This window comes from Brevundimonas sp. (assembly GCF_036400995.1).
Taxonomy (GTDB): domain Bacteria; phylum Pseudomonadota; class Alphaproteobacteria; order Caulobacterales; family Caulobacteraceae; genus Brevundimonas.
This window is the reverse complement of sequence record NZ_DASWWG010000004.1, coordinates 1-20,775: the sequence shown is the minus strand read 5'-3', so window position 1 is coordinate 20,775 and position 20,775 is coordinate 1. Positions and strand designations below refer to the sequence as shown.

Below are 20,775 nucleotides of genomic sequence, written 5' to 3'. Positions count from 1 at the left end.
GTCGGCGGCTCGCCCGGGCGCATCACGCGATAGACGTCGAACAGCGCGTCCTCGCGGCCGGTGTTCTTGTCGATGCGCAGGGTGTTGCGCATGTAGGCGCCGACCGTGACGTGGTCGATGTCCAGCACGTCGATGGTGGTGAAGCCCTGCTCTTCCAGCAGGTTGATCGTGGCCTGGTCCAGCTCGTCGCCGGCCTCGGCGTAGATTTCACCGGTCTCGTAGTTGACCGCGTCGGCGGCCAGGTAGCGGGTCAGCAGGGCGTCGGCGGCCAGCGACAGCGACGTGGTCGTGTCACCCAGCTTCTTGGCCTGACGGGCGCTGATCTTGGTGCCGGCGGCGGCGATCACTTCACCGGTGTCGGCGTCGACCAGGTCGAACTCCGGCTTCACACCGCGCCAGCGCTCGGCCTTGTACGGCGTGACCCAGCCTTCGCCGCGCTTCTCGTAGGGCACGGTCTCGTAGAAGGTCTTGAGGATTTCCTCGCCGTCCATGCCCAGGGCCATCAGGAAGGTCGAGGCCGGCAGCTTGCGGCGACGGTCGATACGGACGTAGACGATGTCCTTGGCGTCGAACTCGAAGTCCAGCCACGAGCCGCGGTACGGGATCACGCGGGCGGCGAACAGCAGCTTGCCCGAGCTGTGCGTCTTGCCCTTGTCGTGGTCGAAGAAGACGCCCGGCGAACGGTGCATCTGGGACACGATCACCCGCTCGGTCCCGTTGACGATGAAGGTGCCCTTGTCGGTCATGAGCGGGATGTCGCCCATGTAGACGTCCTGCTCCTTGATGTCCTTGACCGAGCGCGCGCCGGTCTCTTCGTCCATCTCGAACACGATCAGGCGCAGCTTGACCTTCAGCGGCGCGGCGAAGGTCATGTCGCGCTGGATGCACTCCTCGACGTCGTACTTGGGCTCTTCGAACTCGTACGAGACGTATTCGAGGATGGCGCGTTCGTTGAAGTCCTTGATCGGGAAGACCGACTTGAAGACCGCCTCGATGCCCTCGTCGGTGCGCAGGCCCGGACGGCTCTCGCGCTGGAGGAACTGTTCATACGACGCGCGCTGAACCTCGATCAGGTTCGGCATCTGCACCGCTTCCGGAATGCGGCCGAACGAGTGACGGATGCGCTTCTTGCCGGTGAACGAGGTGGCGGTGAGGAACTGACCGTTGACGGTGAGTTCCGCTTTGGACTTGGCCATTCTGTCTTCCCAATACGGCCCGGGCAGGCCGTTTCAAATGCAGCAGCCACAGGCCGCCGGGTGGCGATCCGTGACGATCGGTTTCGGCGTCCACCCTCGGGCCTTGCGGTCCCAGGACACCTGAATTGTAAGGCTCCCTTGGGGAGGAGCGCGCCTTCGCACCGGTCGGAGGGCGACAAACCGGGCCTCGGCGCTTTCGCGCAGACTCATACGGAGTTAGCGGAACGGGCTGATATACTCGCTTTGGCGGCGAAATAAAGGTCGTTGTGGAAAATCCTGACGGTCCGGCGGAATTCGTCTTGCCCTTTTCGGGACGCCTGCCGTCGGGGGCCGATATGGGGTCCCTTCCCGAGCCCGCCAAGTCCGGCTAGCGTCGCCTTATGAAGCGCATCCTGATCGTCTCCGCCGCCGCCCTGACCCTCGCCGCCTGCGCCTCCGCGCCGAAGCCGCTGGAGGCCCCGACCTCGGTCGTCCGCGCGCCGGTCGGCGAGTCGAGCCAAGCCAACTGGGACGCCGGCAACCGGGCCTATCTGGACTGGAACGGGGGCCGCCCGGGCTGGACCACCACCGAAAGCGGCCTGCAGTACCGCCGCATCGGCCGCGCCAACCCGGAGGGCCGCCAGCCCGCATCGACCGACACGGTCCGCGTCCACTACCGGGGGACCTTCATCGACGGGCGTGAGTTCGACAGCTCCTGGTCCCGCAACGAGCCGACCGAGTTTCCGTTGAACCGGGTCATCCGCGGCTGGACCGAGGGCGTGGGCCTGATGCGCGAGGGCGAACGGTTCGAATTCGTCATTCCCGCCTCGCTCGGCTACGGCGAGCGCTGGGTCGGCGGCGACGAATTGCCGCCCAACTCGACCCTGTTGTTCACGGTCGAACTGCTGGAAGTGAAACCGGCGTCCTGAGCCTGACCGGCCGGGCGTCCGTCGCCTGATCTCCCAGAAAGGCCGCCCATGCTTCGCCCCCTCCTTCTCGCCGGCCTGCTCCTCGCGGCCGCGCCGGTCGTCCATGCGCAGGAGCGGCCGACCTACGGCCCCCGGCTGGAGGGGTATGAGTACCCCTTCCCGGTCCACACCTTCGCCTTCACCTCCCAGCGGCAGGCGCTGGAGATGGCCTATGTGGACGTGGCGCCGACCGCCGCGCCGAACGGCCGGACCATCGTCCTGCTCCACGGCAAGAATTTCTGCGCCGCCACCTGGGCGCCGACGATCAACGCCCTGACCGCCGACGGCTACCGCGTCATCGCCGTCGACCAGATCGGCTTCTGCAAGTCGTCCAAGCCTGACAGCTACCAGTTCACCCTGTCCCAGCTCGCCGCCAACACCCGCGCCCTGCTGGACAGTCTGGGCGTCGAGCGGCCCATCGTCATGGGTCATTCCATGGGCGGCATGCTGGGCATTCGCTACGCCCTGCAGAATCCGGACGCCGTCTCCCGGCTGGTGCTGGTCAATCCGATCGGGCTGGAGGACTGGCAGGCCGAGGGCGTGCCCTGGGCCCGGCTGGACGACGCCTTCGCGGGCGAGCGCCGCACCACCTTCGACAGCATCAAGGCCTACCAGCGGCGCTTCTACTATGACGGCGACTGGCAGCCCCGGTACGATGAGCCGGTGGCCATGCTGGCCGGGATGTACGCCGGACCGGGCGGCGAGATCGTCGCCCGGAGCCAGGCGCTGACCTCCGACATGATCTTCACCCAGCCGGTCGTGCATGAGTTGCCGAACCTGCGGGTCCCCGTCCTTCTGTTCATCGGCGAGCTGGATCGCACCGCCCCGGGCGCCGCGCGGGCCGCGCCCGAGGTTCAGGCCCGGCTGGGTCGCTACGACCTGCTGGGCCGCCGCACGGTCAACGCCATCCCCGAGGCCCGGCTGATCGCCTTCCCCGATCTCGGACACTCGCCGCAGGTCGAATCGCCCGAAGCCTTCCACGCCGCCCTGATCGCCGCCCTCGCCTCGCCCCGGTGAGGGTGGAACCGCCAAGATGACAGGGATTTAATGCCGCGGGCGGTGCATCGGGTTGACCCCCGTCCCTCCGCGAAGTGATCTGCCGCCCTTCCTTTCAGCCGCCCTGCCCGAGTCCCGTATGCTGCGTCCCTCCGCCCGCCTGCTCGTCTCCGCCTGCGCTGCGGCGCTTCTGCTCGGCTCGGCGCCCGCCCTGGCCCAGGTCGGCGCGCCCGCCCTGCCGGTGGCCCTGGCCCCGATCCCGACCCCGCGCGACGCCCCCTATCCCGGCGTCATCGGCATCGAGGTGGACGCCACCGACATCGATCGCCGCATCGTCTCGATCAAGCAGACCGTCCCGGTCGCGGCTCCCGGCCCGTTGATCCTGCTCTATCCACAGTGGATCCCCGGCAACCACGGCCCGGTCGGACCGGTCGACGACATCGCCGACCTGCAGATCACCGCCGGCGGCCAGCCCCTGCGCTGGGTCCGCAACACCGTCCAGACCAACGCCTTCCAGGTCGAGGTCCCGGCGGGCGTGTCGGAGGTCGAGGTGTCGTTCAAATGGCTGACGCCGATCGACGGGTCACAGGGCCGGGTGGTCATCACCGACGAGATGCTGAACATCCAGTGGGAGAAGGCCCTGCTCTATCCGGCGGGCTACTACTCGCGCCGGATCACCTTCGAGCCGACCCTGCGCCTGCCCGCGGGCTGGCAGTACGGCACGGCGCTGGACACCCGCTCCTTCCAGAACGGCGTCGCGGTCTTCGCGCCGATCACCCTGGAGCATTTCGCCGACAGCCCGCTGTTCGCCGGGGTCCACTACCGCCAGATCGACCTTGATCCGAACGGCCGCTCGCCGGTCCGCCTGAACGTCGTCGCCGACAGCGCCGAACAGCTGGCCGCCACCGACGCCCACATCGCCCAGCATCAGGAGCTGGTCCGTCAGGCCGACCGCCTGTTCGGCGCCCGCCATTTCAACCACTACGACTTCCTGCTGGCGGTGACCGACCGGCTCGGCGGCATCGGGCTGGAGCACCAGCGCTCGTCCGAGAACAGCGTCGACACCAAATACTTCACCGATCCGACCGGCACCCTCGCCGACCGCGACCTGCTGGGTCACGAGTACACCCACAGCTGGAACGGCAAGTGGCGTCGCCCCGCCGACCAACTGACCCCGACCCTCAACGAGCCGCTGCAGAACTCCCTGCTCTGGGTCTATGAGGGCCAGACCCAGTACTGGGGCCTGATCCTGACCGCCCGCGCCGGTCTGATGACCAAGCAGCAGGCGCTGGACGTCTTCGCCAACACCGCCGCGACCTACGCCGACGGCAACCCGGGCCGCGAATGGCGGGCCATGCAGGACACCACCAACGACCCAATCATCGCCCAGCGCCGCGCCCAGCCCTGGCCCAGCCGCCAGCGCAGCGAGGACTACTACCGCGAGGGCGCGATGATCTGGCTGGACGCCGACACCCTGATCCGCGAGCAGTCGGGCGGCCGCCGCTCGCTGGACGACTTCGCCAAGGCCTTCTTCGGCGTGCAGGACGGCAATTGGGACCCGGCGCCCTATACCTTCACCGACGTCACCTCGACCCTGAACGGCGTCGAGCGCAATGACTGGGCGGCCTTCCTGCGCGAGCGGCTGGATGCGGTCGGCCCCGAGGCCCACGGGCCGCTGGCGGGCATCGAGCGCGGCGGCTACCGGCTGGTCTGGCGCGAGACGCCGAACGCCTACTCCCGCGCCCTGAACACCGAACTGGGCCGGGTCGACTTCCAGTATTCGCTGGGCCTGTCGCTCAACACCTCCAATCGCGTCACCGGCGTCCGCTGGGGCTCGCCCGCGTTCGAGGCCGGCCTGACCTCGGGCTGGGAAGTGGTCGCCGTGAACGGCCGCGCCGCCAGCGCCTCGGCCATCGCCGAGGCCATCACTGCCTCGAAGGGCAACACCACCCCGATCCAGGTGATGCTCAAGCGGGGCGACCGCTTCCGCACCATCGAATTCGACTACCACGACGGCCTTCGCTACCCGCACCTCGAGCGGATCGAGGGAACCCCTGACCGCCTCGGCGACATCCTCGCCCCGCGTCGCCGCTGATCCCGGGTATGCCCATGTACAAGTCCGCCGCCCTCGCCCTGCTGCTCGCCACCACGGCCACGCCCGCCCTGGCCCAGACGGCCCCGGCCTCGCAGGCCCCCGCCTCGCAGGCCCAGACGCCCCTGCCTGCGCCGACCAGCCTGCCGCACGCCCTGCCGCCGATCCCGGCGCCGCAGGACCGCGCCTATCCGGGCGTCATCGGCATCCGCGTCGACCTGACCGATCTGGATCACAAGGTCATCCGCACCCGCCAGACCATCCCCGTCACGGCGGGCCATCTGGTGCTGCAGTATCCGAAATTCATTCCGGGCAACCACGCCGACACCGGCCCGATCCAGCTGATCTCGGGCCTGACCGTCACCGGCGCCGGCCAACGGATCGAGTGGGTCCGCGACACCGTCGATCCCCACGCCTTCCACCTCGACATCCCCGCGGGCGTCTCGACCATCGAGGTCGGCTTCGAATGGCTGACCCAGCCCGACAACGCCGTCTGGCGCGTGGTCATGACCCAGGACATGGTCAACCTCCAGTGGGAGAAGGCCCTGCTCTATCCGGCGGGCTACAACCACAGCCGGATCATGTTCGCCCCCTCGGTCGTCCTGCCGACCGGCTGGAACTACGGCGTGGCGCTGGACACCACGGGCCGCGAGGGTGACGTGGCCACCTTCGCCCCGATCAATCTGGAGCACCTGGCCGACAGCCCGATGTTCGCGGGCCGTCACTACCGCCGCGTCGACATCGATCCGGGCGGCCGCTCGCCGGTGCACCTGAACCTGGTCGGCGACACCGCCGCCTCGATCAACATCACCCCCGAGTGGACGGCGAAGTACGAGGCCCTGGTCGATCAGGCCGACCGCCTGTTCGGCGCCCGCCACTATGACCGGTACGAGTTCCTGCTGGCCCTGACCGGCCAGATGGGCGGCATCGGTCTGGAGCACCACCGCTCGTCCGAGAACACCGCCGCCCCCAACTACTTCGCCAGCGCCAGCCCGGCCTACGGCGCGCGCGGCCTGCTGCCGCACGAGTACGTCCACAGCTGGAACGGCAAGTTCCGCCGTCCGTCCGACGAGTACGTCGCCAACCTCAACGTCCCGACCCAGAACAGCCTGATGTGGGTCTATGAGGGCCAGACCGAGTACTGGGGCGACGTTCTGACCCCGCGATCGGGCCTCGGCACCTTCGAGGAGGCGGTCGTCAATCTGGCCGAGGTCGCGGGCTTCTACGACAACCAGCCCGGCCGCCAGTGGCGCGCGCTGCAGGACACCACCAACCACAACCTGCTGGGCTACCGCACGACCAATCCGTGGTCCTCATGGATGCGCGGCACCGGCGACTACTATCGCGAAGCCCTGCTGATCTGGCTGGACGCCGACACCCTGATCCGCGCCGGGACCAACGACCGCAAGTCGCTGGACGACTTCGCCCGCGCCTTCTTCGGCGTCGAGGACGGGGTCTGGGAGGCCCGCCCCTATACGTTCGAGGACGTGGTCTCGACCCTGAACGCCGTCTATCCGCACGACTGGGCCACCTTCCTGCGCACCCGTCTGGACGCCGTCGGCCCGGACGCCAGGGCGCCGCTGGACGGTCTCGAGCGCGCCGGCTGGCGTCTGACCTATGTCGATGAGCTGACTCCCGTCGAGAAGCGGATGTTCGGCGGCTGGGGCTCGGACTTCCAGTACTCGCTGGGCTTCAATCTGTCGGGGACGCGCATCACCGGCGTCCGCTGGGGTTCGCCCGCCTTCGACCAGGGACTGGGCGCAGGCTGGGAACTTATCGCCGTCGGCGACCGCGTCGGCTCGGCCGAGGCCCTGCGCGCCGCCGTCACCGCCGCGAAGACCAGCCCGGAACCGATCCGTCTGGTGCTCAAGCGCGGCGACGAGTTCCGCACCGTCGAGTTCGATTATCACGGCGGCCTGCGCTACCCGCGTCTGGTCCGCATCGAGGGCACGCGCGACCGACTGGCCGACATCTTCGCCCCGCGCACGCGCTGAAACGCAAACCGGCCCTGACGGCGAACCGTCAGGGCCGGTGATGTCCGCGTCGAACGGGTCAGGCGATCAGCAGTCGCCGCCCATCGCCTGCTTCATCTCATCCATCATCTCGTGATTGGCCGTGCAGGCCTGTGCAGCCTGTTCCGGGCCCAGCGCGCGCAGGTCGGTGGCCATGGCCACGGCCTGCTGGCGGCTCTGCTCGTCCGTCGCGGCGATCTCGGCCGCCGACAGCTGCCCCTGCGCCGCCTTGGCCACGCAGCCGCGCAGATGGTCCATCTTGTCCGCCAGCTCCTGACAGGACTGCGGCAGGCCGACGAAGGCCGCCTTGGCCAGCCCCGTGGCCGCGGCAGGCGCGGCAGGCGCCGCGGCGGCCGGCGCGGCGGTGGACGCCGAGGCCGGCTCGGCCGCCTTGTCCTCGGCTTGCGAACAGGCGCCGAGCGCCAGCAGGGCCGCGACGGCGGCCGGAACGATGATCTTCATTGTGGTCTCCCCTGATGCGCGCGCACAAAGACACAGGTCGCCCCGGCCTGTCATCCGGTCATTGACCGTCCCGGCGCATTACCGAAACATAATCCCGCGGCCCGCATCCTTTCCGTTACTCCTGCGCCTCTTCCTTCATTCAGCGTGCCGCCACGCTTCAAAGGGGATTGCCGGTGTCCAATCGCGTTCATTTCGCCCGGCGCCTTCGCGCGCCCATGGCCTTCGTCGCCCTGACCGCCCTGATGGTCGGCGCCGGTCCCGTGTTCGCGCAGGATGTCGGCCGCATGGAGCAGATCATCCAGGCCTCCACTGACCGCAATGAATTCACCGGCTCGGTCCTGGTCGCGCGCGGCGGCGAGATCCTGCTGGATCAGGGCTACGGCCAGGCCAATCGCGAATGGGGCGTCCCCAACGACGGCGACACCAAATTCCGCCTGGGCTCGGTCAGCAAGCAGTTCACCGCCGTCGCCATCCTGCAACTGCGCGAGCGCGGACTGGTCGACATCGACGCCCCCATCCGCACCTGGATCACCGACGCCCCGGCCGCCTGGGACGCCATCACCCCGCGCCAGCTGATGGCCCACACCGCGGGCCTGCCCAACGTCACCGCGCTCGAGAGCTTCCGCGCCTACAAGATGCAGGAGACCACGCCGGAGGCCACCCTGGCCCTGTTCCGCGACCTGCCGCTGGACTTCCCGCCCGGCGAGGGCTGGGCCTATTCCAACTCCGGCTATCTGCTGCTCAGCCTGATCATCGAGAAGGCCGGCGGCCAGACCTACGCCGACTATGTCGCCGAGCACATCTTCCGCCCGCTGGGCATGACCGACAGCGGCTATGACGTCTCGTCCGCCATCCTGCCGCGCCGCGCCTCGGGCTATACGCCGGCGCCCGGCGGCGGGGTGATCAACGCCGAGTACGTCAACATGGTCGTGCCCCAGGGCGCGGGCGCCCTCTATTCGACCACCCGCGACCTGCTGAAGTGGGAACAGGGGCTGTTCGGCGGGCGGCTGCTGAACGCGGAGTCGATGGCCCTGCTCACCACCCCGGTCCGCAACGGCTACGCCCTGGGTCTTGGCGTCAGGCCCAGTGAAGGCGGCGTCCTCCTGCAGCACAGCGGCGGGATCGAGGGCTTCAACACCTGGATGGGCCACGACACCGGCAGCGACATGACGGTCATCGTTCTGGGCAACCTCAACGGCCCCGCGCCCGACCGGATCGGCGTCGACCTGATGACCCTGGCCAACGGCGGGACCGTCACCCTGGCGGAAGAGCGTCGCGAGATCGCCGTCCCCGTCGAGACCCTGCGCGCCTACGAGGGGGTCTACGACCTCGCACCCGGCTTCGCGATCACCATCGCGGTCGTGGACGGCGGCCTGACCGCGCAGGCCACCGGCCAGCAGCAACTGGGCCTTTCGGCCGAGGCCGAGGACGCCTTCTTCCTGCGTCTGGTCGATGCGCGCATCACCTTCACCCGAGACGCCTCAGGCGCGGTCGAGAGCCTGACCCTGCACCAGAACGGCCGCGAGATCCCGGGCCGCAAACGCTGACCTGACGGGCAAAAGAAAGCGGGCGAAGGTTTTCCTCCGGCCCATGCGCAAAAGAAAACGGGCCGGGGATTGCTCCCCGGCCCGTCAAACCGTTCAAGCCGTCGCTGCGGACAGCGACTGCCAGAAGCCAGATTACTTGATCTGGATCTTGGCGCCGGCTTCTTCCAGCTTCTTCTTGATCTCTTCGGCGGTTTGCTTCGAGACGTTTTCAACGACGTTCTGCGGAGCGCCTTCGACCAGGTCCTTGGCTTCCTTGAGGCCCAGGTCCGAACGGACGCCGCGGACTTCCTTGATGACGTTGATCTTCTTGTCGCCGCCGTCGATCAGGACAACGGTGAACTCGGTTTGCTCTTCGCCGGCCGGAGCGGCGTCACCACCGCCGGCAGCCGGAGCGGCGGCCATGGCGACCGGAGCAGCGGCGCTCACGCCCCACTTTTCTTCCAGCAGCTTCGACAGTTCAGCGGCTTCCAGGACGGTCAGAGCCGACAGGTCTTCAACGATTTTGGCGAGATCAGCCATGGGATAGTTCCTTCGGTAGGATGAGGTTCAGAGAGTGTGCAGAGATGAAAGGTGCGGGTCCGCTTACGCGGCGTCCTTCGTGGCGTAGGCGTTGAAAACGCGGGCCAGTTGGGCCGCCGGAGCTTGAACGACGCCGGCGATGCGAGTCGCGGGAGCGTTGATCAGGCCCAGCAGTTGAGCGCGGATCTGGTCCAGCGACGGCAGCTTGGCGAGGGTGTCGACACCCTTCGCGTCCACGACCGTCTCGCCCATGAAGCCGCCCAGGATCACGAACTTGTCGTTGCCCTTGGCGAATTCCGACGAGACCTTGGCGGCCGTCACCGGGTCAGCAGCGTAGGCGATGCCCACCGGGCCCTTGAACAGGCCGTGGTATTCGCTGCCTTCTTCGGCTTCGAGCGCCTTCAGCGCCAGGCGGTTCTTCACCACCTTGAACGCGCCGCCGGCAGTACGCAGGCGGCCACGCAGGTCTTCCATTTCCGCAACGGTCAGACCCAGGTTGTGGGTCACGACCACGGCGCCCGCGTCGGCGAAAACGCCCTTCAGCGTTTCGATCGACTCGGCTTTTTGTGCGCGGTCCATTGCGGTCTCCAGTCTTGGTACTCGCCGCCGGGCTTATTCCCGACGACGTTATGGCCAAAGCGCCGCGCATCGCTGCGAGACGTTCAGGCCGGTCGTATTGTCCGAAGGAAGCTCAAACCCCGTGCCCCCGGAAAACCGGGTGACGGCGATCGTCTGCATCCCCATCTCCCCACGGCGTCAGGGGGCTCCCTGACAGTTACGGCAGTGGGTGGCCCCCACGCCCCGAAGTTCTCGGACAGGACCGCCGCGTCCCGAGGGCTGCGACGGAGAAGGCGCGCTCTATACACGCAATCGCCGGAAACTCAAGCCGTCGCGGGCATGGAGGGCGCCTGCACAGGAAATCCTCACGACAACGACGGGAATCCGGGGCAGGTTCGCCCTCATAAAGGGAGGGGAGCCCCATGACCGACGCCACCGAAGCCACCGGCCGCAACAGTCTGGGCCGCAGCGGCACGCCCGCCCTGGCCGGGTTCCGGCTGGTCATCGGCCTGCTGCAGGGCGCCGCCCTGTGGTGGCTGTACCGGTCCGCCGAGGCGCTCACCTACCGGCATTCCACCGACGCATGGCTGGCGTCGCACGGCCCAAACCCTCCCGAGGTGGTCCCGCCCCTCTGGCCCGCCTCCGTGCCCGAGCTGTTCGGACCGCTGGCGATGATTCTCGTCATGGTCCCGGTCCTGCTGCTGGCGGGCGCCGGGCGGATGCGCCTTCGCACCCTGTTGTTCTGGATCGTCGGCGCCACAGCCTTCCTCGCCCTGCTGGGCTGGCACGGCGTCGCCGCCCAGTCGATCAGCGAGTACGGCCCGCGCAGCCGCCCGCCCTTCCTGCCCTGGCCCATGCCCCTGTTCGCCGGCGCAGCCCTGTTCATCGGCCACCACCTGATCCTGGCCGCCGATCTGGAGCGGAAGCGGATCGCCGCCTACCCCACCTATTTCGACACGACCTGGAAGGCCGGGGTCCAGCTGGCCCTGTCCGTCGGCTTCACCGGCGCCTTCTGGATTCTGCTCCACCTCGGCGCGGCCCTGTTCGAGGTCATCGGGCTCAAATTCCTGCAGGACCTGATCAACCGGTCCTGGTTCTCCATCCCGGTGACCACCCTGATGTTCGCCGTCGCCGTCCATCTGACCGACGTCCGCGACGGCCTGATCCGGGGCGTGCGCAGCGTCGCCCTGATGCTGCTGTCGTGGCTGCTCCTGCTCATGACCCTGCTGGCGGCGGGCTTCCTCGCCGCCCTGCCCTTCACCGGCGTCAGCGCCCTGTGGAACACCGGCAGCGCCACCGCCCTGGTCCTGTCGGCCGCCGCGGCCCTGATCATCCTCATCAACACCGCCTATCAGGACGGACGCGCCGACAATCTGCCGCCCGCGGTCCTGCGCTGGGCCGTACGCGTTGCCGCCGTCCTGCTGACGCCGCTGGTCGTGCTCGCCTTCTGGGGTCTGGCCCTGCGCATCGGCCAGCACGGCCTGACGCCCGACCGCATCATCGCCCTCGCCTGCGCCCTGATCGGCGCGGCCTACGCCGGCGGCTACGGCTTCGCCGCGCTCCGGCCCTTCACCCGCAAGGACGCCGACTGGATGCAGCCGCTGGAGCGCACCAACGTCCTGACCGCCGCCCTGGCCATCCTCGTCATCCTCGCCCTGTTCAGCCCCATCGCCGATCCCGCCGGCCTGTCCGTCGGCGATCAGGTCGCCCGGCTGGAGCGCGGCGCGGTCACCCCACAGCGCTTCGACTACCGGTTCCTGCGCTTCGAAAGCGGCAAGGTCGGCGAGGCGGCCCTGCGCAAGCTGACCCGCGCCACCAACCCCGAGGTCGTCCGCCGGGCCCGCGAGGCGATCGCGCTGGAGAACCGCTGGGACGGTGAGAACGTCGGCCGCCCGGACCAGACTCCCGTCTACGAGGTCGTCGGCGCGCCGCTTCCGGCCGATTTCCTGGGCCCGGTGCAGGCCGACGACGTTCGCAGCCTCTGCACCCAACCGGGCGCCTGCGTCGCCACCACCCGCGATCTGGACGGCGACGGCGCCGTAGAAATTCTGGTCGCGCAGGCTTTCAGGACCACCTTGTGGGCCCGGAACGCCGCCGGGACCTGGACGGCCGAGGCCGAGTACGGCCACCTGCGCTGTGTCGCAGGACGCGACGACGCCCGCGACCGGCTCCGGAAGGGTCTGGTTCGTATCCAGGCGCCACGCTGGCCGGACCTCGCTTTCGGCGACGCCCCCGCGGTCGCGCCCGAAATCCCCGACGCCGCCCGCTGCCCGCCCCCTTCGGGCGTGCCCGCGACGGTGACCGCGGATCGCTGACCTCGCATTCCCGCCACAGCCGCCGCCAATCTGCGGCGGCGCACAAAAGCGCTCTTGACCCGGACGACCGGCTCAACATTACGTTCAGTTCATGTTTCGCGCATCGGGGGATAGCGCATTGAACACGGGCGGACAGGACGAGCTGCTGCGGCGCGCCGCGGAGGCGATCGCGCGTCGCGATCCGGCGGGCGCCCTGCACCTGCTGGATCAGGCGGACGCCCTCGGCGGCCGCACGCACAACAGCATCCTGAACCGGGCCCTGGCGCTGCGCCTGCTCGGCGACTTCAACGGCTCGCTGACGGTGCTGGACGACGCCCTGGCCATCCAGCCGTATGACTTCGTCGCCCTGCTGGCCAAGGCGGCCATGCTGGAGAAGCTGTCGGGCGAACGCACCGCCGTCGACGTCTATCGCAACGCCCTGAAGATCGCCCCGCCGCGCGCCCAGTGCCCCCCGGCGCTGGCGGCCCAGATCGACCATGCGGACGGCGTGGTGAAACGTCAGGCCGAGGCCCTGCGCGATCACATGCGCGCCGCCGTGTCGGCCATGCGGGGCGAGGTCGACGCCGCGTCGCTCGATCGTTTCGACGAGGGGCTGGAAATCTACGCGGGCGTGAAGGCGCCGCCCAAGCAGGAGCCCATCCTGCTCAACTACCCGCGCCTGCCCGCCATTCCCTTCTATGACCGGTCGCTGTTCCCGTGGCTGGAGACGCTGGAGGCGGCCACCCCGGTCATCCAGAAGGAGCTCGCCGACCTGCTGGACGGCGCCTTCGACGACTTCGCCCCCTACATCGCCTATCCCAAGGGCGCGCCGGTCAACCAGTGGGGCGAGCTGAACCATTCGCGCAAATGGACCTCGCTCTGGCTGTGGCGCGACGGGGTCAAGCAGACCTCCGTCACCGACCGCTGCCCCGAGACCGCCGCCCTGCTGGAAAGCCTGCCGATGGCGCATCAGGACGGCTTCGCCCCCACCGCCGTCTTCTCGGCCCTGCAGCCCCACACCCACATCCCGGCCCACACCGGCTCGGCCAATACCCGGCTGCTGTGCCACCTGCCGCTGATCCTGCCCGGCCCGGCCCGCTTCCGGGTCGGCAACACCACCCGTCAGTGGGAGATGGGACAGGCCTGGGTCTTCGACGACACCATCGAGCACGAGGCGTGGAACGACGCCGACCAGATGCGGGTCATCCTGATCTTCGACGTCTGGAACCCCTGGCTCTCCGACGGCGAGAAGGCCCTCATCACCACCATGATGAAGGCCCAGCGGGAGTTCATGGAGGGGCGCTAGGGGTTGCGCGATGCGCTCGCAGGGATAGTGTCGAGATCAGGAGGACAATCCATGATCGCACACCTGCTTTCGCCGTCCGGTCGCCTGAGCCGACGGGCATACGCCTCCACATTGGCGTTGTTCTTCGGCCTCGTCGTCGCCGTTGCGCTTCTCACCGGTTCAGCGTTCTCCGCCGAGGATCTCGGCGCAGCCATCGACAAGCCCTGGTCCACCCTTGGACGAGGTCTGGACGCTGGCGTTCTGTCCGCCCTGCCCGCCGCGCTGTCCGTTCCACTGGTGGTGGTTCTCTTCGCCACCGCGGCCTGGGCGGCGTTCGCCCTCACGGCGCGGCGGCTCCACGATCTCGGGCACAGCGGCTGGTGGTCAGCGTTTCTGGCGGTCCCCGGCGTAGGCGTCATCCTGATGCTGGCCTGCGCGATCCTGCCGGGCCGCCCCGCCCTCGCCGCCCGTTAACCGTCCGCTCACCCTGCCCGCCCACCCGATCTTCACCTTGTGACGGTTAAAACGTCCCGGAATGAGCCAGTCCCGCGTTGCGAGGACCGGCCAAGGTGATGGACCTAAGGGGCTGCCTCTCATGGCGAAGACCGTACTTGTCGTCGACGATGATCCGACCCAGCGCCGCATCGCGCAGGCGGTGCTGGAGCGCGAGGGCTATATCGTCGTCCACGCCGAGGGCGGCGGTCAGGCCATCGACCGCCTGACCAAGGGCGGCGGGGCCGACGTCGTTCTGCTGGACATGGTCATGCCGGGCATGAGCGGCATGGAGGCCCTGGCCGAGATCCGCACCGCGGGCGTGACCACCCCGGTCATCGTCCTGACCGCCAACGGCGGCGTCGACGCCGTCGTGAAGGCCATGCAGGCCGGGGCCCAGGACTTCTTCGTCAAACCCGTTTCCGCCGAACGCCTGCTGGTCGGCGTGCGCAACGCCCTGCAGCTGACCCAGCTGACGGCCGAGGTCGGCCGCCTGAAGAAGCACCATGGCGGCCGCACCTCCTTCGACGATCTGGTCGGCAACAGCCCGCCCATGCGCCTCGTGAAGTCGCTGGGCGTCCGCGCGGCCAAGTCCGGCATCCCGGTGCTGATCACCGGCGAGAGCGGCGTGGGCAAGGAGGTCATCGCCCGCGCCCTGCACGGCGCCTCGGACCGCGCCGGCAAGCCCTTCGTGGCCGTCAACTGCGGCGCCCTGCCCGCCAACCTCGTCGAGTCGATCCTGTTCGGCCACGAGAAGGGCAGCTTCACCGGCGCCACCGACAAGCATCTGGGCAAGTTCGCCGAAGCCTCGGGCGGCACCCTGTTCCTGGACGAGATCGGCGAACTGCCGCTGGACATGCAGGTCAAGCTGCTGCGCGCCCTGCAGGAAGGCGAGATCGACCCGGTCGGCTCCAAGCGCTCGGTCAAGGTCGATGTCCGCATCGTCTCGGCGACCAACCGCGATCTGGCCGAACAGGTGCGCGACGGCCGCTTCCGCGAGGACCTGTTCTACCGCCTGAACGTCTTCCCGCTGGAGGCCCCGGCCCTGCGCGACCGTCGCGAGGACATCCCGGCGCTGGTCGATCACTTCATCGGCCGCTTCAACGTCGAGGAAGGCAAGCGCGTCGCGGGCGTCTCGCCCGAGACCTCGGCCCTGCTGGCCGCCTTCGACTGGCCGGGCAACGTCCGCCAGCTGGAGAACGCCGTCTATCGCGCCATCATCCTGGCCGACGCGCCCTTCCTGCAGCCGCACGACTTCCCGGCCATCTCGGGCGTCTATTCCTCCCCCTTGGGGGAGGTGGATCAGCGCGACAGCGACGAGACGGAGGGGTTGTCGGCCACCGCGCACGCGCCCTACGCCTCCGACATCGACCTGCCGCCCCTGCCCGATACGCCGATCCGTATCCTCGACGACCGCGGTCACCTGCGCACGCTTGAGGAGATCGAGCGCGACCTGATCCAGCACGCGATCGAGGTCTATGCGGGCCACATGTCCGAGATCGCCCGCCGCCTCGGCATCGGCCGCTCGACCCTGTACCGCAAGGTCCGCGAACAGGGCCTCGAAGGCGCTCTGAAGGACGTGGGCTGAACCCGCCCGGGGCCTGCTGCAAATCGGCAACGCCCCGGGGAAGCCCCAAACCTGTACGAAAGTTCATTGGCCTCGGTGCCCGACACCCTCAAAGACAGAGGCGACGGCGCGCAGGCAACTTTTGGTTTCATCGCTGAAATGCGACGGAAACACGCGCGCCGCACGTTTGCTGCTCTGTTTCCAACTCCTCCCCCGAGGCTTTTCGTATGCTGCTTGTGACCACCGCGTTGTCCGGCCTGCTCGCCGGCGTGATCCAGACCGCGCCGACCCCGCCGCAAACGCCGCCGCAGCAGCCCCCCGCCCCGACGACCGCGCCGGCCCCGGCCGCCGATGCGCAGGACGAGGCGCCCGCCGCCCCCGCCGCTTCCGCCGAGGACACCGACGACGCCTATGATCTGGGCACCGTCTCGGTCACCGGCTCGCGCCCGCGCGGCAGCGTCGACACCGACATCCCGCCGGACGTCACCCTCGACGCCAGCCAGATCCAGGCCTACGGCGCCTCCAACATCTCGGAGCTGATGACCTATCTGGAGCCGCTGACCCGCAGCTCCAGCGGCCGCACCGACCTGCAGCCGGTCTTCCTCGTCAACGGCCGCCGCATCTCGGGCTTCCAGGAAATCCAGGGCATCCCGACCGAGGCCATCGAACGCACCGAAATCCTGCCCGAGCAGGTCGCCCTGCAGTTCGGCTATCGCGCCGAGCAGCGGGTGGTGAACTTCGTCCTGAAGGCCAATTTCAACTCCTTCACCGGCGAACTGACCGGCCGCGGCCCGACCCAGGGCGGCCGCACCACCACCGAGATCGAGGGCAACGTCCTGCGCATCAGCGGCTCGAACCGCTGGTCGATGGACGCCGAGTACGAGCGCTCAACCCCGCTGTTCGAGTCCGAGCGCGACATCGTCCGCGATCCGGGTTCGACGCCCTATGACCTGACGGGCAACGTCACCGGCAGCCCGTACGGCGACCCGATCGACCCGGCGCTGGGCGGTTCGGTGGTCAGCCCGGTTCCCGGCGTCACCAACCCGACCCTGGCCGACTTCGTCGCCGCCGCCGGCGACGCCCGCACCGGCGACCTCGGCGCCTACCGCACCCTGCTGTCCGAGAGCGAACGCGCCACGGTCCGGGGGACCATGAAGCGGGACCTCAACGGCACCACCCAGATGACCATCAGCGGCAGCCTGGACGACACCTCCAGCCGCAGCTTCAACGGCCTGCCGGGCGTCAGCCTGAACCTGCCGGACACCAACGGCTTCTCGCCCTTCTCGGACGACGTCCTGGTGCACCGCTACATCGACGACGCCGGCGCCCTGCGCCGCGAGACCGACAGCCTGGCCGGCAAGCTGGGCGTGGTCGTCGACGGCTTCCTCGGCGAGGACTGGCGCTGGACCGCCACCGGCAACTACGAGCGCACCGAAACGGACACCACCACCGGCCGCGGCTATTCGGCGACCGCCTTCCAGGCCCGTCTGGACGCGAACGACGCCACCGCCAATCCGTTCGCCACGCTGAACCCGACCGACTTCACCCGCGTTCCCAACGACACCGCCAACTCGGTGTCGCAGCTGCTCAGCGCCGAGCTGGTGCTGAACGGCGACCTCTATGACCTGCCGGCGGGCAGCATCTCCTCGACCTTCAAATTCGGGGCCGACACCCGTTCGCTGGATTCCACCAGCACCCGTCTGGGCGTGACCACCGACCGCTCGCAGTCGCGCGACCGCTTCAACGGCCAAGGCACCTTCAACTTCCCGATCGCCAGCCGCCGCACCGAGACCCTGCCCGTCCTGGGCGACCTCTCGGTCAACGCCACCCTCGGCTACGAGGACCTGTCCGACTTCGGCGGCCTGTCCAGCTATAACATCGGCCTGAACTGGTCGCCGGTCGAACCGCTGTCCTTCCTCGTCAGCTACGCCGACGAACAGGGCGCGCCCAGCATCAGCCAGCTGAACGACCCGGTCATCGCGACCCCGAACGTGCCGGTCTTCGACTTCGCCACCGGCCAGACCGTGCTGGTCACCCAGACCACCGGCGGCAATCCGAACCTCAACTCGGACAACCGCCAGGTCTGGCGTGTCGGCGGCACCTGGCGGCCGATCGACGGTCAGGACCTGTCGATCCAGTCGACCTGGACCTGGAGCGTCACCGACGACTACCTGGCCGCCTTCCCGACCATCACCCCGGACCTCGAGGCCGCCCTGCCGGGCCGCTTCACCCGCGACACCGACGGCAATCTGATCGCCATCGACGCCCGCCCGCTGAACTTCCAGAAGTACGAGCGTCAGGACATCCGCACCGGCATCAACTACTCGCGCGCCTTCGGCACGCCGAACCCGGCGGCCGCCAACCAGACGCCCTTGCCCGGCATGCCCGGCGGCGTACGTCCGCCCGTCGGCGGCCCGGTCCGCGTTGAAGGCGGCGGCGGTGGCGGCGGCGGCGGTCCGCGCATGGAAGTCCGCATGGGCGGCGGTCCCGGCGGCGGTCGCGGCCGCGGCCCGGCCATGCAGCCCGGTCAGGGCCGTTGGAACATCTCCCTGTTCCACACCGTCCGCCTGCAGGACGAGATCACCATCGCCGACGGCCTGCCGATCATCGACCTGCTGGACGGCGGCGCCACCTCGGCCAACGGCGGCAGCCCGCGCAACGAGTTCCAGCTGATGTCGGGCGTGTTCCGCAACGGCTTCGGCGGCTTCATGTTCGCCACCTGGCGCGAGGGCACCACCGTCAACGGCGGCACGGGCCCGGACATCACCTTCGCCGACCGGACGACCGTGAACCTGAACCTGTTCATGGACCTGAACCAGCGCGCCGAGCTAATCGCCAAATACCCGATCCTGAAGGGCACCCGCATCCAGCTGGGCATCCAGAACCTGTTCGACAGCCGCCCCGAGGTCTCCACCTCGACCGGCGACGTGCCGCTGAACTACCAGTCGGATTACCTGGACCCGCAAGGCCGGGTGATCAGCCTGACGCTGCGGAAGATCCTGTTCTGAGGGATTAGGGACTAGGGATTAGGGATTAGGTCGATGACGCGGGCGCCGAGCCCTCTAATCCCTAATCCCTAGTCCCTAGTCCCTCTCTTCCCCCACCGCCTCTTCGGCTCTTCCCCCTTCGCCTTGGCGGTGATCTCCTTCAGCTTGCGGCCCTGCATGGCCGACAGGGCCTGACCGGGCGCGCCCAGTTCGGGGTCGCCGAAGGCGCGGCCGTGGGTCTTCACCCGCTCGGACACCGAGTCCAGGAACTCCCCCTCCCAGTCAGACAGCGCAACGCCCGCCTGCTCTGCCGAGCGGCGGGCGCGTTTCAGGGCGTTCAGCGCCGCCCGCTGGGCGGCCTTGCGCTGGGCTTCGAAGGGAGATGCCGGCGGCTTGCGCTTCATCGAGGGGGCGAGGGTCGAGGTTCGAGGATCGAGGCGAACCGCCTCCAATCCCTAATCCCTAGTCCCTAATCCCTCGAATCTCGACCCTCTCCCCTCGACCCTGGTCTCAGACCTCCCCCAGCGCCGACAGATACAGGTCCAGGATCGCTTCCTCTTCCTGGCGCTTGGCCTTGTCCTGCTTGCGGATGCGGATGACCTTGCGCAGCGTCTTGACGTCATAGCCCTCGCCCTTGGCCTCGGCGAAGACCTCCTTCATGTCGGTCATGACGGCCTGCTTGTCCTCTTCCAGACGCTCCAGACGCTCGATGATCGAGCGCAGGCGGCCCTGGGCGGTGGCGGTCAGGACGTCGGGCGACGAGTCGAAGGTGGCGTCATCGGCCATGGGGAGAACTCCGTAAGGGGGAACCGGCCCTCGCCTCGCCCGAAGGCGGCGGGGGCGCTCGTTGGATCGGACGCTAACCACGTCCCGCCGCCCGACTCAACGCCGGACGCGAAAAAGGCTGCGGACGAAATCCGCAGCCCTGATCTTCTCCAACCTGTGCTCAAGCAGCAGGCGACCGCGTCGCCTGCGTCAGCACACGAGGACTTCTTAGCCTTGCTTGGCCTTGAAGCGCGGGTCGGTCTTGTTGATCACGTACACCTTGCCCTTGCGGCGCACGACCTTGCAGTCGCGGTGGCGGGTCTTCAGCGACTTGAGCGAGCTACGGACCTTCATGGTCGTCGTCCTGGGGCAAATCAAAATAAGAAAGCCGCGGGGCGAGCCTGCGGCGGAGCGGTGCGTATAGAGACGACTCGCCGGAAGGTCAACCGGGTTCGTCCTCCCCCTCCGGCATCCGCTCGGGCCGCTGCGGAATGGGAACTGTTGGATCGAGCTGGATCACACTCGCCCCGCTCCCGGCGAACGCCCGCTGCACCCTCGGCCACAGGCCGTCGCCTACAGCAACATAGACCTTGACCCCGTTCAAAGCCCCGCGGCGCGACGCTCCCATGATCTCCTCCAGGACCTTGATAAGGTTCAGGGCGTCCGCAGAGCCGATCATGATCGGGGAACCGTATCGATCCGTGTCTGACAATTCGTCACGTAACCAGCCGAGGGACGGCGCATAATCGCCCGCCTCAGGCCTGCGCAGCACCTTCACCGCCGGATAGTTGTCCTCCCAGTCCGGGTCGAGGCGGAAAAAGGCCTCCGCAAGATAAGCGTGCCAGTCACCGTCATCTGCGGTTTCGGGCGCCGTGAGCGGGGAACGCCGACGCTCCCGGGCCTCCGCCTCCTCGATAAGGATCAAGGCGTTTACGCGGTCCCCCTCGGCCAAGGCCCGCCGCCATTGTTCACTGTCGAGCGCCTCAACCTCGCCAGAAGCCAGATCGACCCGAACCTCCGCGAAGCTTCGCTCATCCCGATCTTCCGAGGGAACCA

General features: G+C 68.6%; 17 protein-coding genes and 1 pseudogene. 10 read left to right on the top strand and 8 right to left on the bottom strand.

All coding sequences use genetic code 11. From position 1 onward, the window contains the following. Positions 1–1,196: pseudogene (locus VGE03_RS00310) on the bottom strand (DNA-directed RNA polymerase subunit beta); the annotation flags it as partial. 380 nt (positions 1,197–1,576) lie between these two features. Here VGE03_RS00310 and VGE03_RS00305 point away from each other — a divergent pair. The 4 genes from VGE03_RS00305 (at position 1,577) to VGE03_RS00290 (ending at position 7,225) form a co-directional block, all read left to right on the top strand. Further along, positions 1,577–2,104: an FKBP-type peptidyl-prolyl cis-trans isomerase gene (locus VGE03_RS00305; protein WP_331044465.1), complete on the top strand. Its 528-nt coding sequence runs from the start codon at positions 1,577–1,579 to the stop codon at positions 2,102–2,104. A 48-nt stretch (positions 2,105–2,152) separates the two neighbouring features. Further along, positions 2,153–3,160 (top strand): alpha/beta hydrolase, encoded by a 1,008-nt coding sequence (locus VGE03_RS00300; RefSeq protein ID WP_331044464.1) that lies wholly within the window; start codon positions 2,153–2,155, stop codon positions 3,158–3,160. Positions 3,161–3,278: 118 nt separating this feature from the next. Further along, positions 3,279–5,234 carry a peptidase M61 gene (locus tag VGE03_RS00295; RefSeq protein ID WP_331044463.1) on the top strand — a complete coding sequence of 652 codons (1,956 nt, stop codon included), beginning with the start codon at positions 3,279–3,281 and terminating at the stop codon, positions 5,232–5,234. 14 nt (positions 5,235–5,248) lie between these two features. Continuing rightward, on the top strand, positions 5,249–7,225 hold the full coding sequence (locus VGE03_RS00290; protein WP_331044462.1) for a peptidase M61: 1,977 nt from the start codon (positions 5,249–5,251) through the stop codon (positions 7,223–7,225). A 66-nt stretch (positions 7,226–7,291) separates the two neighbouring features. Here VGE03_RS00290 and VGE03_RS00285 read toward each other — a convergent pair whose 3' ends face one another. Beyond that, complete coding sequence (locus VGE03_RS00285) at positions 7,292–7,705, bottom strand: hypothetical protein (RefSeq protein ID WP_331044461.1); 414 nt, start codon at positions 7,703–7,705, stop codon at positions 7,292–7,294. A gap of 173 nt (positions 7,706–7,878) precedes the next feature. Between VGE03_RS00285 and VGE03_RS00280 the strand changes: the two genes are divergently transcribed. Next, the gene (locus VGE03_RS00280; protein ID WP_331044460.1) at positions 7,879–9,252 is read left to right on the top strand and encodes a serine hydrolase; all 1,374 of its coding nucleotides are present in this window, start codon (positions 7,879–7,881) and stop codon (positions 9,250–9,252) included. Positions 9,253–9,384: 132 nt separating this feature from the next. Here VGE03_RS00280 and rplL read toward each other — a convergent pair whose 3' ends face one another. Both rplL and rplJ read right to left on the bottom strand, forming a co-directional pair. Further along, positions 9,385–9,771, bottom strand: a complete 387-nt coding sequence (rplL, locus tag VGE03_RS00275; protein ID WP_331044459.1) for a 50S ribosomal protein L7/L12 — start codon at positions 9,769–9,771, stop codon at positions 9,385–9,387. Positions 9,772–9,834: 63 nt separating this feature from the next. Continuing rightward, positions 9,835–10,350 carry a 50S ribosomal protein L10 gene (gene rplJ, locus VGE03_RS00270; RefSeq protein WP_331044458.1) on the bottom strand — a complete coding sequence of 172 codons (516 nt, stop codon included), beginning with the start codon at positions 10,348–10,350 and terminating at the stop codon, positions 9,835–9,837. Positions 10,351–10,751: 401 nt separating this feature from the next. On the opposite strand from rplJ, the gene VGE03_RS00265 reads away from it, so the two are divergent. From VGE03_RS00265 to VGE03_RS00245, 5 genes are all read left to right on the top strand, one after another. Further along, positions 10,752–12,644 (top strand): DUF4153 domain-containing protein, encoded by a 1,893-nt coding sequence (locus VGE03_RS00265; RefSeq protein WP_331044457.1) that lies wholly within the window; start codon positions 10,752–10,754, stop codon positions 12,642–12,644. Positions 12,645–12,762: 118 nt separating this feature from the next. Then, positions 12,763–13,929, top strand: coding sequence for an aspartyl/asparaginyl beta-hydroxylase domain-containing protein (locus VGE03_RS00260; RefSeq protein ID WP_331044456.1), 1,167 nt, complete (start codon positions 12,763–12,765; stop codon positions 13,927–13,929). Between the two features lie 51 nt (positions 13,930–13,980). Further along, positions 13,981–14,382, top strand: coding sequence for a DUF805 domain-containing protein (locus VGE03_RS00255; RefSeq protein ID WP_331044455.1), 402 nt, complete (start codon positions 13,981–13,983; stop codon positions 14,380–14,382). 121 nt (positions 14,383–14,503) lie between these two features. Beyond that, the gene (locus tag VGE03_RS00250; RefSeq protein WP_331044454.1) at positions 14,504–15,988 is read left to right on the top strand and encodes a sigma-54 dependent transcriptional regulator; all 1,485 of its coding nucleotides are present in this window, start codon (positions 14,504–14,506) and stop codon (positions 15,986–15,988) included. 206 nt (positions 15,989–16,194) lie between these two features. Then, complete coding sequence (locus VGE03_RS00245; protein WP_331044453.1) at positions 16,195–18,975, top strand: TonB-dependent receptor; 2,781 nt, start codon at positions 16,195–16,197, stop codon at positions 18,973–18,975. A 68-nt stretch (positions 18,976–19,043) separates the two neighbouring features. Here the strand turns inward: VGE03_RS00245 and VGE03_RS00240 are convergent, their stop codons facing one another. The 4 genes from VGE03_RS00240 to VGE03_RS00225 all read right to left on the bottom strand — a co-directional run. Next, entirely contained in the window at positions 19,044–19,358 is a 315-nt protein-coding gene (locus VGE03_RS00240) for a hypothetical protein (RefSeq protein ID WP_331044466.1), read from the bottom strand. A gap of 106 nt (positions 19,359–19,464) precedes the next feature. Further along, entirely contained in the window at positions 19,465–19,740 is a 276-nt protein-coding gene (locus VGE03_RS00235) for a DUF2312 domain-containing protein (protein WP_331044452.1), read from the bottom strand. A gap of 207 nt (positions 19,741–19,947) precedes the next feature. Then, positions 19,948–20,073, bottom strand: a complete 126-nt coding sequence (gene ykgO, locus VGE03_RS00230; protein ID WP_045655953.1) for a type B 50S ribosomal protein L36 — start codon at positions 20,071–20,073, stop codon at positions 19,948–19,950. Between the two features lie 88 nt (positions 20,074–20,161). Then, the coding region (locus VGE03_RS00225) for a hypothetical protein (protein WP_331044451.1) at positions 20,162–20,775 on the bottom strand (614 nt) is incomplete at its 5' end.

Coding starts and splice junctions, on each gene's coding strand:
- VGE03_RS00305 (WP_331044465.1), top strand. CDS start 1,577: ATGAAGCGCATCCTGATCGTCTCCGCCGCCGCCCTGACCCTCGCCGCC.
- VGE03_RS00300 (WP_331044464.1), top strand. CDS start 2,153: ATGCTTCGCCCCCTCCTTCTCGCCGGCCTGCTCCTCGCGGCCGCGCCG.
- VGE03_RS00295 (WP_331044463.1), top strand. CDS start 3,279: ATGCTGCGTCCCTCCGCCCGCCTGCTCGTCTCCGCCTGCGCTGCGGCG.
- VGE03_RS00290 (WP_331044462.1), top strand. CDS start 5,249: ATGTACAAGTCCGCCGCCCTCGCCCTGCTGCTCGCCACCACGGCCACG.
- VGE03_RS00285 (WP_331044461.1), bottom strand. CDS start 7,705: ATGAAGATCATCGTTCCGGCCGCCGTCGCGGCCCTGCTGGCGCTCGGC.
- rplL (WP_331044459.1), bottom strand. CDS start 9,771: ATGGCTGATCTCGCCAAAATCGTTGAAGACCTGTCGGCTCTGACCGTC.
- rplJ (WP_331044458.1), bottom strand. CDS start 10,350: ATGGACCGCGCACAAAAAGCCGAGTCGATCGAAACGCTGAAGGGCGTT.
- VGE03_RS00265 (WP_331044457.1), top strand. CDS start 10,752: ATGACCGACGCCACCGAAGCCACCGGCCGCAACAGTCTGGGCCGCAGC.
- VGE03_RS00255 (WP_331044455.1), top strand. CDS start 13,981: ATGATCGCACACCTGCTTTCGCCGTCCGGTCGCCTGAGCCGACGGGCA.
- VGE03_RS00250 (WP_331044454.1), top strand. CDS start 14,504: ATGGCGAAGACCGTACTTGTCGTCGACGATGATCCGACCCAGCGCCGC.
- VGE03_RS00245 (WP_331044453.1), top strand. CDS start 16,195: ATGCTGCTTGTGACCACCGCGTTGTCCGGCCTGCTCGCCGGCGTGATC.
- VGE03_RS00240 (WP_331044466.1), bottom strand. CDS start 19,358: ATGAAGCGCAAGCCGCCGGCATCTCCCTTCGAAGCCCAGCGCAAGGCC.
- VGE03_RS00235 (WP_331044452.1), bottom strand. CDS start 19,740: ATGGCCGATGACGCCACCTTCGACTCGTCGCCCGACGTCCTGACCGCC.
- ykgO (WP_045655953.1), bottom strand. CDS start 20,073: ATGAAGGTCCGTAGCTCGCTCAAGTCGCTGAAGACCCGCCACCGCGAC.